This window comes from Phenylobacterium sp. (assembly GCF_036963605.1).
Classification (GTDB): Bacteria; Pseudomonadota; Alphaproteobacteria; order Caulobacterales; family Caulobacteraceae; genus Phenylobacterium.
The window spans coordinates 19,427-33,346 of the sequence record NZ_JBALUY010000034.1 but is presented as its reverse complement, the minus strand read 5'-3'; the positions used below and the strand labels follow the sequence as shown (position 1 = coordinate 33,346).

Genomic DNA, 13,920 nt, shown 5'->3' with positions numbered 1-13,920 from the left:
GGTCAGGCCGCGGGCCGAGCTGATGGCCGTGCAGCGGCAACTGCGCGATACGCCCGGCGTCACCGTCCTGCTCTATGATCAGGTCTGCGCCACCGAAAAGCGCCGGCGGCGCAAGCGCGGGACCCTGGTGGCCGCCGAGCAGAAGGTGATGATCAATCCCCTGGTCTGCGAGGGCTGCGGCGACTGCTCGAAGGCGTCCAACTGCGTCTCGGTCGAGCCGCTGAACACCGAGTTCGGCCGCAAGCGGAAGATCAACCAGTCCACCTGCAACCAGGACTATTCCTGCCTCGACGGCTTCTGCCCGTCCTTCATCACCCTGGAGGGGGCGGAGAATCCGCACGCCGCCCGGCTGCCGGCCCTGACGGCCGACTCCACGCCCCTGCCGACCTTCGAGCCCTCGCCCGGCGTTCGCAACATCGTCTTCACCGGTGTCGGCGGCACAGGCGTGACGACCACCTCCTCGATCCTGGCCATGGCCGCCCATGTGGACGGCAAGGCCGCTTCGGTGGTGGACATGACGGGCCTGGCCCAGAAGGGCGGGGCGGTGTTCAGCCATGTCCGCATCGGCGAGGATGAAGGCAGCATCGTCGGCGGCCGGACGCCGGCGGCCAGCGCCCATGTGCTGATCGCCTGCGACGTGATGGTGGCGGCCGGCGCCGATGCGCTGGCCCTCTACGCCAAGGATCGCACCGTCGCCTTCGGCAACGCCGACCTGTCGCCCACCGCCGACTTCGTCACCGACCGGGACGTGCGGTTTGATTCCGGCGGCATGGCCCGGCGGATCGCTGCGGCCGCCAAGGCCTATGACGAGACGCCCGCCCACCACATGGCCGAGACCGAGCTGGGCGACGCCATCTACGCCAATATGATCATGTTGGGCTTCGCCTGGCAGAAGGGCGTGATCCCGATCTCCAGCCGGGCCCTCTATCGCGCCATCCGGCTGAACGGGGTGGCGGCGGAGGAAAACCTGCAGGCCTTCGAACTGGGCCGCCGGGCCGCCCATGATCCCGCCAGCCGCGGGAAGGCCGAGGCCGATGTAGCCACGCCCGAAACCCTGCCGCTGGCGGAGCTGATCGCCCACCGTGTCCGCGAACTCACCGCCTACCAGAACGCCGCCTATGCCCGGCGCTATCAGGATCGCGTGGAGAGCATTCAGCGGCTGGAGGCGCCGTTGGGCTCCGAGGCCCTGACACGGGCCGCAGCGATCAACCTCTACAAGCTGATGGCCTACAAGGACGAGTACGAGGTGGCCCGGCTCTACGGGGACGGCCGCTTTGACGCCTATCGCAGCCAGACCTTCAAGGGCGGCAAGGCCAAGGTATGGCTGGCGCCGCCGATCCTGGGCGCCAAGGACGACCAGGGACACCCGCGCAAGATCGCCTTCGGCGGCTGGATGCTGGACTATGGCTTCCCGGTGCTGGCCAAGCTGAAGGGACTGCGGGGCACGGCGCTGGACCTGTTCGGCTATTCAGAAGAACGCCAGATGGAGCGCGGCCTGATCGCGACCTATGAGGCCGATCTCGAGCACATCGCCCGGGAGCTGACGCCGGACCGCCTTCCCTTGGCGGTCGAGATCGCCCAGGTCCCGCAGGACATCCGCGGTTTTGGCCACGTCAAGCAGGCCTCGGTTGGGCCGGCCATGGCGAGGCGCGAGGCCCTGTGGGCGCAATGGGATCAGGCGGGCGCGGCGGGCGCAGCCTGACCGGCGGTGAAAGTCGTTTCCCTGGACCGCCCCTCGGGGTAGCCAGGGGACATGGCTGATTTCGATTTCGACGCCCTGGTGGTCGGGGCCGGCGCCGTGGGCCTGGCCTGCGGTTATGCGCTCGCCCGGCGTGGCATGACGGCTGTGGTGCTGGAGGCCGATGCGGCCATCGGCCAGGGGGTCTCCTCGCGCAATTCCGAGGTCATCCACGGGGGCCTCTACTATCCCACCGGCTCGCTGAAGGCGCGGCTCTGCGTGCAGGGACGCCGCATGCTCTATCCGTTCCTGGAGGCGCGCAATGTCGCCTTCGACCGTTGCGGCAAGCTGGTTGTGGCCAACGGTCCCGAAGAGGTCGCCCGGCTCGAACCCATCCTCGAACAGGCGCGGACCAACGGGGTCGAGGACATGGCGCAGCTGAGCCGCGCCCAGGCCCTGGCGCTCGAACCCGAATTGGCCTGCGACGCCGCCCTGATCTCCCCCCAGAGCGGGGTGTTTGACAGCCACGGCTACATGCTGGCCCTGCAGGGTGAGATCGAGGCGGCCGGCGGGGCGGTGGTCGTCTCCACGCCCTTCGAAGGCGCCGAGGCGATCGCCGGCGGTGGCTGGAAGGTACGGGCCGGCGGCGCCGAGCCGACCACGCTCACCGTCCGCCTGCTGATCACTGCGCCGGGTCTCTCGGCCCAGGCCGTGGCCGGCGAAATCGAGGGCTTCCCCAAGGCGGAAATTCCGCCCGGCCACTATGGCAAGGGCCGCTACTTCCGCCTGCAGGGCAAGGCGCCCTTTGCGCGGCTGATCTATCCGCCGCCCATCCCCGGCGCGCTGGGCACCCACTACCGCCGCGACCTGGGCGGCCAGGCGGTGTTCGGCCCTGACCTGATCTTCGTCGATGAGCTGGATTACAGCGTCGAGCCGGACGCGGCGGCCGGCTTCTACGCCAAGGTGCGCAAGTTCTGGCCGGGCCTGCCGGACGAGGCGCTGAGCCCCGACTATGCGGGCATCCGGCCCAAGCTGCATGGACCGGGCGAGCCCCACTCGGACTTCCGCATCGATGGTCCGGAGGCCCACGGCCTGGAGGGTCTCGTCGCCCTGTTCGGCATCGAAAGCCCCGGCCTCACCTCGTCCCTGGCGATTGGGGAAGAGGTGGCCGGAAGGTTGGGGTTGCCTGGGGCCTGACCCCATCCCTCCGTCATGCTCGCCCCTGTGGCGAGCATCCCTGTCGAGGGCAGGCGCAAGCGGCGCGAGGGATGCTGGGCACAAGGCCCAGCATGACGGCGTAAGGTGGGCTCAGTCCGCCCGCGGAACCAGCTTCAGGATCTTCCCCTGCTCATTGTCGGTGGCCACATAGATCGCGCCATCCGGCCCCACCTCGACCTCGCGGATCCGCTCGCCCAGATCCACCAGCAGGCGGTCCTCGCCGGTGACGCGCTCGCCGTCCAGGGTCAGGCGGACCAGATGTTTGTCGCGCAGGGCGCCGACGAACAGGCTGCCATTCCAGGCGGGGAACAGGTCGCCGTCATAGAAGATCATGCCGGACGGGCCGATCACCGGGTCCCAGTAGTAGGCCGGCTGCTCCAGGCCTTCCTTGGCGGTCAGGCCTTCGCCGATCGGTTGGCCGGAATATTCCAGGCCATAGGCGATGGTTGGCCAGCCATAGTTCTTGCCGGCCTCGATGATGTTCAGCTCATCGCCGCCGCGGGCGCCGTGCTCGATTTCCCAGAGCTTGCCGGTCTCGGGATGCAGGGCCGCAGCCTGCACATTGCGCACGCCGGCGGCGAAGATTTCCGGCCGCACGCCGTCCTGGCCGACGAAGGGATTGTCCTGCGGGATGGAGCCGTCGCGGTTGATGCGGACGACCTTGCCCAGGGCGGAGTTCATGTCCTGGGCCTGGACGCGGCCGGCCAGGATCGAGCGTTCCCCGAGGCTGATCAGCAGATGGCCGTCCCGGTCGAAGACCAGGCGGTTGCCATAGTGCTTGGTGGACTCCATGGCCGGCTGCTGCTGGAAGATGACCTGGACGTTCTCGACGCGCGCCGCGCCGCCGTCCTCCACGAGCTTGCCCCGGGCCACGGCGGTGGCGTTGGTGCCGTTGCCGCGGGGCTCGGCATAGCTCCAATAGATCAGGTCGTTCTGGGCGAACTCCGGGTCCAGGGCCACGTCCAGCAGGCCGCCCTGGTCGCGGGCGTCCACTTCGGGCAGGCCGGTCACGGGCTCGGAAAGCTCGCCCTGCGCCGTCACGATCCGCAGGCGGCCGGGCTTTTCGGTCACCAGCATGCGGCCGTCCGGCAGGAAGGCGATGGCCCACGGCTTGTTCAGCCCCTCGGCGACGGTCTCGACCTCGAAGGCCACGTCGGCGGAGACTTCCGGCGCGCGGGTCTGGCCCGGGAAGGCCGGGGTCTGGGACGGCGCATTGGCCGGCCGGGTTTCCCAGGGTTGGCCGCCTTCAGCCTGCGCTGCGGCCGGCGACTGGGCTGCGCTGTCGCCGCCGCCACAGGCGGCCAGGACGGCGGCCAAGGCCGTGGTGAGAAGCAGGTTTTTCATGGACGGTCTCCCTCTGGTCGCGCCTTGAGCGTCTGAAGCGCTCAGTTCGTTCCGGCCACGCTCTCCAGGGCGGCCTGCGGCGTGGCGCCGTCGATATGTATGCGCGACCAGACCGCGAGGAAGAGCAGGGGCCAGCGGCGAGCACCATCTTCGCCCTGGAAAACCGCCTTGGCCTCATCGGCGCCCATGACGGCGCGGACGGCGGCGACGTCGCCGATCCGCTTGGCGATCGCCTCGGCCCGTGGGGCGATCCAGGCGGCGACGGGTACGGTGAAGCCCTGCTTGCGCGCCCAGGGCGCAGCCGCCGGGCAAACCCCCTCCAGCCACTTGCGCACCAGCCACTTGCCATAGCGGCCGCGCACCTTGAAGCGGTCGGGCAGCCCAAAGGCGAAGTCAGCCACGGCGACGTCGAGGAACGGCGTGCGCCCCTCCAGGCCGTGGGCCATCAGGCAGCGGTCGAGCTTGGTCAGCAGGTCGTTGGGCAGCCAGGTGGCGATGTCGGCGTACTGAGCCTGTTGCAGCCGGGTGAGCCCCTCGGGCGCCTTGGCCTGGGCGCGCCAGCGGGCCAGCGCGGCGGGATCGGCGTCGCGGGGCTCGGCCGGCCGGCCCCCCAGCCAGGCCGGGCGCAGGGCGCGGCGATAGCGGCCATAGCCGCCGAACAGCTCATCACCCCCCTCGCCGGTCAGCACGACGGTCAGAGTTCCCTGCGCCGCCTGCGCCAGCTTGAAGGTCGGCAGGGTGGCGTAGTCGGCCGTGGGGTCGTCCAGGGCGGCGGCCACCTGGGGCAGCAGCGACCAGAAGTCGTCCTCGCCGAAGGTCGTCTCCCGCCAGTCGAGGTTCAGGGCCCGGGCCACCCGCTCGGCCTGGGCCCGCTCGTCCCGGGCGCCGGGGGCATCGAAGCCGCAGGTGAAGGCGGTGACCGGCCGGCTGTTCAGCCGCGCCATCAGGGTGGCGATGGCGGCGGAGTCGATGCCGCCGGACAGGAAGAGGCCATAGGGCACGTCGGCGCGCTGGTGCATCCGAACGCTGTCCTCCAGCACGGCGTCGAGCCGGGCGACCAGGGCCGCCTCGTCGCTGGCGAACGGCCGTGTGCGGGCCAGGGGCAGGGCGGGGCGGACTTCGTGGGGGACCAGCCGGCCCTCCACCACTTCGACGATCGCGCCGGGCGCCAGGCGACGGACGCCAGGGAAGATGGTCTCTTCCCCCAAGGTGTAGTTGAAGGCCAGCAGTTCGCGGGCCGCGTCCGCGCGCATGGCCCGGGGCGCCAGGCCCGCGGCCAGGAAGGCGCCGACCTCCGAGGCGAAGGCCAGGCCCGTCTCCAGCTCCATCACATAGAGCGGCTTGATGCCGAACGGGTCGCGCACCAGCCAGGTGCGGCCGTCAGCGCCCGCCAGGCAGAAGGCGTACATGCCCCGCAGCCGGTGGAAGGCCGCGGGTCCCTCCTGGGCATAGAGGTGCAGCAGGGGTTCGAAGTCCGAGCCGGTGGAGAGCGCGTCCGTCAGGCCGAAGTCCTGCGCCAGCTCCAGATAGTTGTAGATCTCGCCATTGCCGATGACCGTCCCGCCGGCCGCATGCAGCGGCTGCCAGCCGCCCTCCAGGTCAATGATCGACAGCCGGGCGTGGGCCAGCGAGCGGCCGGGCGCCTCCTCCACCCGGACGCCGTCGGGGCCGCGGTGGGTCATGGCCGCGATCAGCGGGCGGGCCGAGGCCTCACCGTCCAGGATGCCGGCGATGCCGCACATCAGTCGGCGCCGAAGCGGGCGAAGAGGTCGCGCCACTGGGCCACGACCGCGGCCTGCGAAAACTCCGCCTCCACCCGCTCCAGGCCGTTCTGGGCCAGGCGAATGCGCAGCATGGGATCGTCCAGCAGCCGGCCGACGGCGTTGGCCAGGCCCTCAGCCTCGTTGATCGGAACCAGTAGGCCGTCCTCCCCGTCGCGAATCAGGGCGCCCGGCCCCTGGCTGGCGGCGGCGGCCACGGGCAGGCCGTGGGCCCAGGCCTGGATCACCACATTGCCCAGGGGCTCGTAGCGGGAGGGAAAGACGCAGACATCGGCCGCCCGATAGAGCGCCGAGGGATCATTGCGCCAGCCCAGGAACCGAACCCGGTCGGCGACGCCCAGGGCCACGGCCAGGGCCTTCAGCCGCGCCTCCTCCGGCCCCGTGCCGGCGATCCACAGAAAGGCGTGCGGCAGGTGGGTCAGGGCGTTCAGCGTGACGTCATGGGCCTTGGCCTCGTGCAGCCGGCCCATGGCCAGCAGCAGGGGGGCGTCGGCCGGGGTGGAGAGCGTCGCCCGCTCGGCCGGCGCAGCCTCGTCCGGCGCCTCGGCGAAGTTGGGGATGCAGGCCACCTTGCCCGCCGGCCAGCCCTGGTCCACCACCCAGTCGGCGATGTCCTCGGTATTGGCCACCAGGAAGTCGAAGCCGGCATAGTATTTGAGCTTGTAATAGCCCCCCAGCCGGCCAATCCGCGCCCACGGACCCTTGGGCGTATGGCGGGCGGCGCGGTTCATCCAGGCCAGCGCCACGGTGACGTCCTGGCGCACGGCGAACCCCGTCACCTTGCGCCGGGTCACCAGGTCCAGCGGCCCGCCGAAGCCGAAGGTCTCCACTTCGACGCCTGTCTGGGCCAGAACCGCCTGGCGCTGGACGTGGGGGCGCAGGGCCGCAGCCTGGGCCAGGCCGTCGCTTGCAAGGGCGCGGACGAGGTCGACGAAATAGGTCTCCGCCCCGCCTTCGCCGGCCGTTCCCAGAAGATGAAGCACGCTCATGGCGGGCGCGAACCTAGCCGGGCTTTGGCCTGCGCCCAAGCCGCTTGATGCGCCGATCCGAAATCCCTATAACCCGCGCCTCGCGCGTCAGCGGCGCGAACCCGTGGCTGGGTAGCTCAGCTGGTTAGAGCGGTGGATTCATAACCCACAGGTCGGCGGTTCGAGCCCGCCCCCAGCTACCACTAGACTCATACATGAGGCTGGTGACTTGGACGGCTCCCCGGTGAGGCTCGCCAGAGCAAGGGTCGAGTAGCATTCACCAGCTAGGGTCGCTCTTCCGTGTGAGGCGCATCTCAATCCACTCCGGCGCAGACGTCCAAATCAGCTCGGGCCCAAGCGTCGGGCGTTCATCTCTCGCTTTGAATAACACTCAGTTGCTTGAAATATAATCATCATGCTCGCCACCTCGACCTTCCAGCTCGTCGCCAAGCCGGACGACGATGTCGAAGAAGAGACCGTGCGATTGGCCGCTTTGGCGCAGGACGCCAGGGTCTTTGTGCAATCGCATGCGTGGGCGCCGCCGATCGACGATCTCCTTCTGGCCTTCGGCATCGGCGGCGTCATCGGCCTCTACCTGGTCCGCTTTGAGCACGGTGTCGTTTCAGGCGAAGGGAATGGCGATCGGGAAATCTGGGTCGTCGTGGGAGACCTTCCCTCCATCTATTTTGAGGTGGAGGGCAGCGAGACCCCAGCCGCCGCGCTTGAGACCTACTGCCGTATCGCCCAGGCTTGGGCTGACGCGGTGCTTGCGGGGGGCGATCTTTCAGAGGAATTTCCAATCCCGGTGGCGCCGACTGAAGTGCATGCTCGCATGCTGTCGAGCCGGCTTCAGACCATCCGCGAGATCTTCTTGCCCCGCCTGGTACGGAACTAGACCGCGGCCTGGGCGCCTTTCGCAAACCCCTCAGATACTCGCCCGCACCGGCTCGGGGTGGTCGGCTTCGCAGAGGCTGTGGTCGGAGAGCGCCTCGATGACGCGGCAATCGCTGGCCGCGCCCTGGCAGGTGGCCGCGGCCATCCGCTTCAGTTCGGACCGCAGCGCCTCCAGCTGGGCGATCTTGCGATCGACGGCGATGATCTGCTCGCGCGCCAGGGCGTTGGCGTCGGCGCAGTCGCGCTCAGGATCATCGGCCAGGTCCAGCAGGGTGCGGATCGCCTCGATGGGAAATCCCAGCTGGCGCGCATGCTTGATGAAGGCCAGCCGGCGCACGGCGTCCGGGCCAAACAGGCGGCGGTCATTGGCCGCCCGCTCGGGCGGGGGTAAGAGGCCGATCTGCTCGTAGAATCGGATGGTCGGAACCTTGACCTCGCTGGCCTTGGCCAGCTTGCCGATGGACAGCGACGGCATGGCGTCTCCCCCGTCTTGTGCGGCCAGCATAAGGGCTTGATCCTCTAGCGACTAGAGCATGCAGGCTGCCGCGCATATCGAGTCGCGCCCCGCATCTCCTGCCCACTGAATCGAGCCCTCCTTGTCATACCGGCCCTTCTGCCTGCGTTCGTCCCCGTCCTTCTTCGTGATCGCCCTGGCCTGCGCGGCCTGGAGTTCGAGCGCCGGCGCGCAAGAGGCTGGGGAAGAGGCGGGCGAGGAAATCCAGGAACTGGTGGTGCAGGCCACCCGCTCGGGCCGCCTGGTGCAGGACGAGCCGATCCGCGTCGAGGTGATCAACCGGGAGGAGATCGAGGAGAAGATCCTGATGACCCCCGGCAACATCTCGATGATCGTCGCCGAGACCGGCGGCGTGCGGGTGCAGGTCACCTCGCCGTCGCTCGGCGCGGCCAGCATCCGGATGCAGGGCATGCGGGGCCGCTACACGCAGCTCCTGGCCGACGGACTGCCGCTCTATGGCGGCCAGGCCCTGGGCCTGCTGCAGATCCCGCCCGCCGACCTGGGCCAAGTGGAGGTGATCAAGGGCGCGGCCTCGGCGCTCTATGGACCCTCGGCGCTCGGCGGCGTCATCAATCTCGTCTCCCGCCGCCCCGGCGGCGCGCCGCGGGCTGAGCTGCTGCTCAACGCCACCAGCCGGGACGGCCAGGACGCCACGGCCTATGCCGAGGCGGCGGGCTCGGGCGCCTGGAGCTATTCGGCCATCGGTGGCCTGCACCGCCAGTCGTCGCACGACCTGGATTCCGATGGCTGGATCGACACGCCCGCCTATGACCGCTGGACCGTGCGGCCCCGGCTGTTCTGGGACGGCGAAGCGGGCGGCCGCGCCTATTTCACCCTCGGCGCTATGGGCGAGGAGCGGGTCGGGGGAACTGTGGCGGGGCGTGTGGCCCCCGACGGGCGGCCGTTCCCGCAAGCCCAGGACAGCCGCCGCCTCGACGCGGGCTTCGTCTCCGAAACGCCTGTGGACCTGGGCGTACTGCATCTGCGCGCCTCGGGCGTCACCCAGAAGCATGAGCACCTCTATGGCGACGTCCAGGAGGACGACCGCCATCGGACCCTGTTCGCCGAAGCCTCGCTCGCCGGCCGTTCGGAGGGGACCTCGTGGCTGGCCGGGGTCGCGTTCCAGCGGGACGATTATCGCAATGAGGCCTTCCCAACCTTCGACTACGCCTTCGAGACGCCCGCGGTCTTCGCCCAGGTCGAACACGATGTGAACCTCGACCTGGCCCTGGCCGGCAGCGCCCGCCTGGACGCCCACAGCGAATACGGCACGCATTTCAGCCCGCGGGTCTCGGTGCTCTACCGGCCCGGACCTTGGACGGTCAGGGCGTCTGTTGGCCGGGGTTTCTACGCGCCGACGCCCTTCGTCGAGGAGATCGAAGCCGCCGGCTTGTCGAGGCTTCGTCCGTTGGCCGGGCTGGAGGCCGAGACCGCCGACACAGCCTCCCTGGAGGGCGGCTACGCCACCGGTCCCATCGAGGCCAACCTGACCCTGTTCGCCTCAACGATCGGCGACGCCGTGCGGCTGGAGGCGGTCGATCCTGCTACGCCAAGCGCGGGCGTGAGGCTGGTCAATGCGCCGGGGGAGGTCCGCACCCAGGGCGCCGAGGTCCTGCTGCGCTATCGCTGGCGGGAGATCACGGTCACCGGAAGCTATGTCTATGTGGACTCCGACGAGCCCGACCCCACAGGACCCGGCCGCCGCGTCGTACCCCTGACACCGAAGCACACGGCCGGCGTCGTCGCCATGTGGGAAGCCCACGACAAGGGGCGCGTGGGGTTCGAGGCCTACTACACCGGCAGGCAGGATCTGGAGGACAATCCGTTCCGGACGACGAGCCGTCCTTATCTTGAGGTCGGCCTGCTGGGCGAGATCGTGCTGGGCGATGTCCGCCTGTTCCTAAACCTCGAAAATCTGCTCAATGTTCGGCAGACCAAGTACGACCCCGTCGTCCTGCCGCAGCGCAGGCCGGATGGCCAATGGACGACCGACGCCTGGGGGCCGTCCGAGGGCTTCGTCGCCAATGGCGGTCTTCGCATCACGTTCTAAGGGCGCTCTGGCTGAGGGCGCTCTTGCAAATCGCTCGCGCCAAGGGTCATTGGGGACTGACTCAGTTGGAGGCCTGCTATGGCGCGGAACGTGTATGACGCCCCGGTGAAGAAGGGGCGGGGCCTCCTCCAGCTGGCGGTGGTCGGTGTCGCCGCCGTGGTGCTGATCGGCGGGGTTCTGGCGATGCTGGGCCAGCAGCGCATGGCCTCGGCCGCCGACTGGACCCCGCGTGGGCCGGAATGCCCGGTGTGGGAGGGTCCGCTGCCTGTCTCCAAGAGCCGCCCCGAACTGCTGACCTTCGACTATGGCGGGGCGACGCTCGGCCGCTGGTTCGGTCACGTCAATTGCGTGCAGGTCTATAAGACGGCCCTGCCGGGCGGCGGCATCTATCACGCCTGCCATTTCACCGGCCCTGACTTCGTGCGGGTGACGGTGGACGACCAGGTGACGACCTTCCGCCCCGGGGTCGGCAAGCCGGCCATCGTCACGATCCGCGACGGCGAGGTGAGCTGCGCCACCGATCCCCGCGCCGCGGCGCCGCGCAAGCCCTGAGCTCTTGGCGAAGACCGGCTGCGTACTCTACATTCGAAGCCTTGAGAGACGGCCGAGGCGGCTGTCCACCTCGGCCGGACGTCGATCAGACGATGTTTTTTGAGTGATTTGAAGGTGGCGCAGATGGGTTCCGAAACGCAGGCCGGTGCGGCCGGACGGGTGATCGACAAGGACGCCCTACTCGCCAAGTATGTGGCCGAGCGGGACAAGCGGCTGCGGGCCGACGGCAACGCCCAGTATGTCCGGCTGACCGGCCGATTTTCCGACTATCTGGAAGATCCCTACACGCCTCGGCTCGAGCGCGAACCGAAGACCGACCACGTCACCTTCGCCTTCATCGGCGGCGGGTTCGCCGGCCTGGTGACCGGGGCGCGGCTGGTGGAGGCGGGCATCAGCGATGTGCGGATTATCGACAAGGCCGGCGATTTCGGCGGCACCTGGTACTGGAACCGCTATCCCGGCGCCCAGTGCGATACGGCCTCGATGATCTACATGCCGCTGCTGGAAGAAACCGGGCACATGCCGAGCGAGAAATACGCTCATGCCCCCGAAATCCTTGAGCAGTGCCAGCGGATCGGCCGCCAGTACTGCCTCTATGACAATGCGCTGTTCCACACCGAGGTGGAGGACCTCTCCTGGGACGAGGCGCAAAGCCGGTGGATGATCCGCACCAACCGTGGCGACGCCTTCACCGCCAGCTTCATCGGTCTGGGCACCGGGCCTCTGCACGTGCCCAAGCTGCCCGGCATTCCCGGCATCGAGGACTTCAAAGGCCACGCCTTCCACACCAGCCGCTGGGACTATGACTATACCGGCGGCGATCCCTCAGGCGCGCCGCTGGAGAAGCTGGCGGACAAGCGGGTGGCGATCATCGGCACCGGCGCCACCTCGGTCCAGGCCGTGCCGCACCTGGCCCGCGCCTGCCAGGCGCTCTATGTGGTCCAGCGCACGCCGTCCTCTGTAGATGTCCGCGCCAACGCCCCCATCGATCCCGACTGGTTCAAGACCGTGGCCGAGCCTGGCTGGCAACAGCGCTGGCTGGAGAACTTCACTGCCAACCAGGGCGGCGGGCTGGCCGAGGAAGACCTGGTGATGGACGGCTGGACGGACCTGTCCCGTCGCATCCGCAGCAAGATCAATGAGCTTCCACCGGAGGATCGCAGTCCCTTCAAGATGCTGGCGGCCTTCGAGGACTCCGATTTCGAAAAGATGGAGGAGATCCGCGCCCGGGTGGACTCCATCGTCGCCGACACCGAGACCGCTCAGAAGCTCAAGGCCTGGTACCGGCAGCTCTGCAAGCGCCCCTGCTTCCACGACGCCTATCTGCAGGCCTTCAATACGCCCGGGACCCATCTGGTCGACACCGACGGCAAGGGTGTCGAGGCGATCACCGAAAAGGGCTTCGTGGTCGCAGGCGTCGAATATGAGGTCGACTGCATCATCTACGCTTCGGGCTTCGAGGTGGGCACACCCTTCGAGCAGCGGGCCGGTTTCGACCTAACGGGCCGCGGCGGGCTGAAGCTGTCGGAGGCCTGGGGCGAGGGGATGAAGAGCCTGCACGGCATTCATGTGCGCGACTTCCCCAACGCCTTCTTCGTCCAGCCGACCCAGGGCGCCAACCTGATCTCCAACATTCCGCACAATCTGACGGAATCGGGCCGCACCATCGCCATGACTGTCCGCCACGCCCTCGACCGGGGCGCCAAGGAGGTCGAGGCGACGCCCGAGGCCCAGGCCGCCTGGGTTGAACTGCTGCTCACCGGCATGGGCCGGATGCTGGGGGCGCCGGACTGCACGCCGGGCTACTACAACAATGAGGGCCAGGATCCGGGGCCGGCGGCGCGGCTCAATGTCGGCTACCCCCAGGGGGCCAGCGCCTTCTTCAAGTACATCGACGGCTGGCGCAGCTCCGGCGCCTTCGACGGGCTGACCTTCCGCTGAAGACAGGCTGGCGGCCACGAGGCCGCCAGCCATATTCAACCGACTGGTTGACGTTCAGGATAGACGCCCTTATATTCAACCTCATGGTTGAATTATCCGCCCCCGAGCTCGACACCGTCTTTCACGCCCTGGGCGACGCCACACGTCGCCGGATGCTGCGCGAGCTCTCTCAGGGCGAACGCACGGTCGGCCAACTCGCCGAACCCTTCGCCATCTCGCTGGCGGCCGCCTCCAAGCACATCAAGACCCTGGAGAGCGCGGGCCTGATCGCCCGCGAGGTGCGCGGCCGCACGCATATCTGTCGCCTCGATCCCGGCCCGCTGGCCAGCGCCCACCAATGGCTCGGCGTCTATCAGCGCTTCTGGACCGAGCGTCTCGACGTCCTCGAAGGCCTGCTACGCCAGGAGGACGCCCCACCGGTCTCAAAGCCCACAGGAGAAGACCCATGAGCGACCTTGCCACCCTCGGCGCCTACGGCGAGCTGATCGAGCCCGCCACCCTGAAGATTCAGCGCCTGCTGCCCGGACCGATCGAGCGGGTCTGGGACTATCTGACCCAGACCGAACTCCGCCGGCGCTGGCTGGCGTCGGGCGACATGCCCGCCCAGACCGGTGAAGGCTTCGAACTGGTCTGGCGCAATGACGAACTGACCGATCCGCCCGGCGCGCGGCCAGAAGGCTTCTCGACCGAGCACCGGATGGAGAGTCGGGTGGTGGCGCTGGAGCCGCCCCGTCGGCTGGTGATCACCTGGGGCGCGCAGAGCGAGGTTGAATTCGGCCTGGACGTCCAGGGCGCCGAGGTTCTGCTGACCGTCATCCACCGCCGGGTCCCGGATCGCGACACCCTTCTCAACGTCAGCGCCGGCTGGCACGCCCACATCGATGTGCTGGCCGCCCTGCTGTCGGGCCAGACGCCCAAGCCCCATTGGGACAACTGGGTCCGGTTGCGGTCGGACTACGACGCCCGCCTGCCGGTCTGAG

Annotated in this window: 12 protein-coding genes and 1 tRNA gene; 9 read left to right on the top strand and 4 right to left on the bottom strand. The window is 68.9% G+C overall.

From position 1 onward, the window contains the following. The coding region (locus tag V7702_RS08410) for a DUF6537 domain-containing protein (RefSeq protein ID WP_335649667.1) at window positions 1-1,702 on the top strand (1,702 nt) is incomplete at its 5' end. Between the two features lie 51 nt (window positions 1,703-1,753). Then, a complete protein-coding gene (locus V7702_RS08405) occupies window positions 1,754-2,875 on the top strand; it encodes an NAD(P)/FAD-dependent oxidoreductase (RefSeq protein ID WP_335649666.1) in 1,122 nt (373 codons plus the stop codon). 111 nt (window positions 2,876-2,986) lie between these two features. Here V7702_RS08405 and V7702_RS08400 read toward each other — a convergent pair whose 3' ends face one another. From V7702_RS08400 to V7702_RS08390, 3 genes are read right to left on the bottom strand one after another with little or no spacing between them, the layout of a single operon-like run. Further along, a complete protein-coding gene (locus V7702_RS08400; RefSeq protein WP_335649665.1) occupies window positions 2,987-4,240 on the bottom strand; it encodes a PQQ-dependent sugar dehydrogenase in 1,254 nt (417 codons plus the stop codon). A gap of 41 nt (window positions 4,241-4,281) precedes the next feature. Continuing rightward, window positions 4,282-5,982: an asparagine synthase (glutamine-hydrolyzing) gene (asnB, locus tag V7702_RS08395; RefSeq protein ID WP_335649664.1), complete on the bottom strand. Its 1,701-nt coding sequence runs from the start codon at window positions 5,980-5,982 to the stop codon at window positions 4,282-4,284. Beyond that, a complete protein-coding gene (locus V7702_RS08390; protein WP_335649663.1) occupies window positions 5,982-7,010 on the bottom strand; it encodes a glycosyltransferase in 1,029 nt (342 codons plus the stop codon). Before V7702_RS08390 ends, asnB begins: the two co-directional genes overlap by 1 nt. A 105-nt stretch (window positions 7,011-7,115) precedes the next feature. Here V7702_RS08390 and V7702_RS08385 point away from each other — a divergent pair. Continuing rightward, a tRNA-Met gene (locus tag V7702_RS08385) sits at window positions 7,116-7,192 on the top strand. Window positions 7,193-7,404: 212 nt separating this feature from the next. Then, on the top strand, window positions 7,405-7,884 hold the full coding sequence (locus tag V7702_RS08380; RefSeq protein ID WP_335649662.1) for a hypothetical protein: 480 nt from the start codon (window positions 7,405-7,407) through the stop codon (window positions 7,882-7,884). A 30-nt stretch (window positions 7,885-7,914) separates the two neighbouring features. Here the strand turns inward: V7702_RS08380 and V7702_RS08375 are convergent, their stop codons facing one another. Next, complete coding sequence (locus V7702_RS08375; protein WP_335649661.1) at window positions 7,915-8,358, bottom strand: MerR family transcriptional regulator; 444 nt, start codon at window positions 8,356-8,358, stop codon at window positions 7,915-7,917. Between the two features lie 121 nt (window positions 8,359-8,479). On the opposite strand from V7702_RS08375, the gene V7702_RS08370 reads away from it, so the two are divergent. The 5 genes from V7702_RS08370 (at window position 8,480) to V7702_RS08350 (ending at window position 13,919) form a co-directional block, all read left to right on the top strand. Then, window positions 8,480-10,447, top strand: coding sequence for a TonB-dependent receptor plug domain-containing protein (locus V7702_RS08370; RefSeq protein WP_335649660.1), 1,968 nt, complete (start codon window positions 8,480-8,482; stop codon window positions 10,445-10,447). 78 nt (window positions 10,448-10,525) lie between these two features. Then, window positions 10,526-10,999 carry a hypothetical protein gene (locus V7702_RS08365; protein WP_335649659.1) on the top strand — a complete coding sequence of 158 codons (474 nt, stop codon included), beginning with the start codon at window positions 10,526-10,528 and terminating at the stop codon, window positions 10,997-10,999. Window positions 11,000-11,122: 123 nt separating this feature from the next. Continuing rightward, window positions 11,123-12,940, top strand: coding sequence for a flavin-containing monooxygenase (locus V7702_RS08360; protein WP_335649658.1), 1,818 nt, complete (start codon window positions 11,123-11,125; stop codon window positions 12,938-12,940). Between the two features lie 83 nt (window positions 12,941-13,023). Then, a complete protein-coding gene (locus tag V7702_RS08355) occupies window positions 13,024-13,389 on the top strand; it encodes an ArsR/SmtB family transcription factor (RefSeq protein ID WP_335649657.1) in 366 nt (121 codons plus the stop codon). Then, complete coding sequence (locus tag V7702_RS08350) at window positions 13,386-13,919, top strand: SRPBCC family protein (protein ID WP_335649656.1); 534 nt, start codon at window positions 13,386-13,388, stop codon at window positions 13,917-13,919. The genes V7702_RS08355 and V7702_RS08350 overlap by 4 nt, the downstream gene beginning before the upstream one ends. Window position 13,920: the final 1 nt, after the last annotated feature.

Coding starts and splice junctions, on each gene's coding strand:
- V7702_RS08405 (WP_335649666.1), top strand. CDS start 1,754: ATGGCTGATTTCGATTTCGACGCCCTGGTGGTCGGGGCCGGCGCCGTG.
- V7702_RS08400 (WP_335649665.1), bottom strand. CDS start 4,240: ATGAAAAACCTGCTTCTCACCACGGCCTTGGCCGCCGTCCTGGCCGCC.
- asnB (WP_335649664.1), bottom strand. CDS start 5,982: ATGTGCGGCATCGCCGGCATCCTGGACGGTGAGGCCTCGGCCCGCCCG.
- V7702_RS08390 (WP_335649663.1), bottom strand. CDS start 7,010: ATGAGCGTGCTTCATCTTCTGGGAACGGCCGGCGAAGGCGGGGCGGAG.
- V7702_RS08380 (WP_335649662.1), top strand. CDS start 7,405: ATGCTCGCCACCTCGACCTTCCAGCTCGTCGCCAAGCCGGACGACGAT.
- V7702_RS08375 (WP_335649661.1), bottom strand. CDS start 8,358: ATGCCGTCGCTGTCCATCGGCAAGCTGGCCAAGGCCAGCGAGGTCAAG.
- V7702_RS08365 (WP_335649659.1), top strand. CDS start 10,526: ATGGCGCGGAACGTGTATGACGCCCCGGTGAAGAAGGGGCGGGGCCTC.
- V7702_RS08360 (WP_335649658.1), top strand. CDS start 11,123: ATGGGTTCCGAAACGCAGGCCGGTGCGGCCGGACGGGTGATCGACAAG.
- V7702_RS08355 (WP_335649657.1), top strand. CDS start 13,024: ATGGTTGAATTATCCGCCCCCGAGCTCGACACCGTCTTTCACGCCCTG.
- V7702_RS08350 (WP_335649656.1), top strand. CDS start 13,386: ATGAGCGACCTTGCCACCCTCGGCGCCTACGGCGAGCTGATCGAGCCC.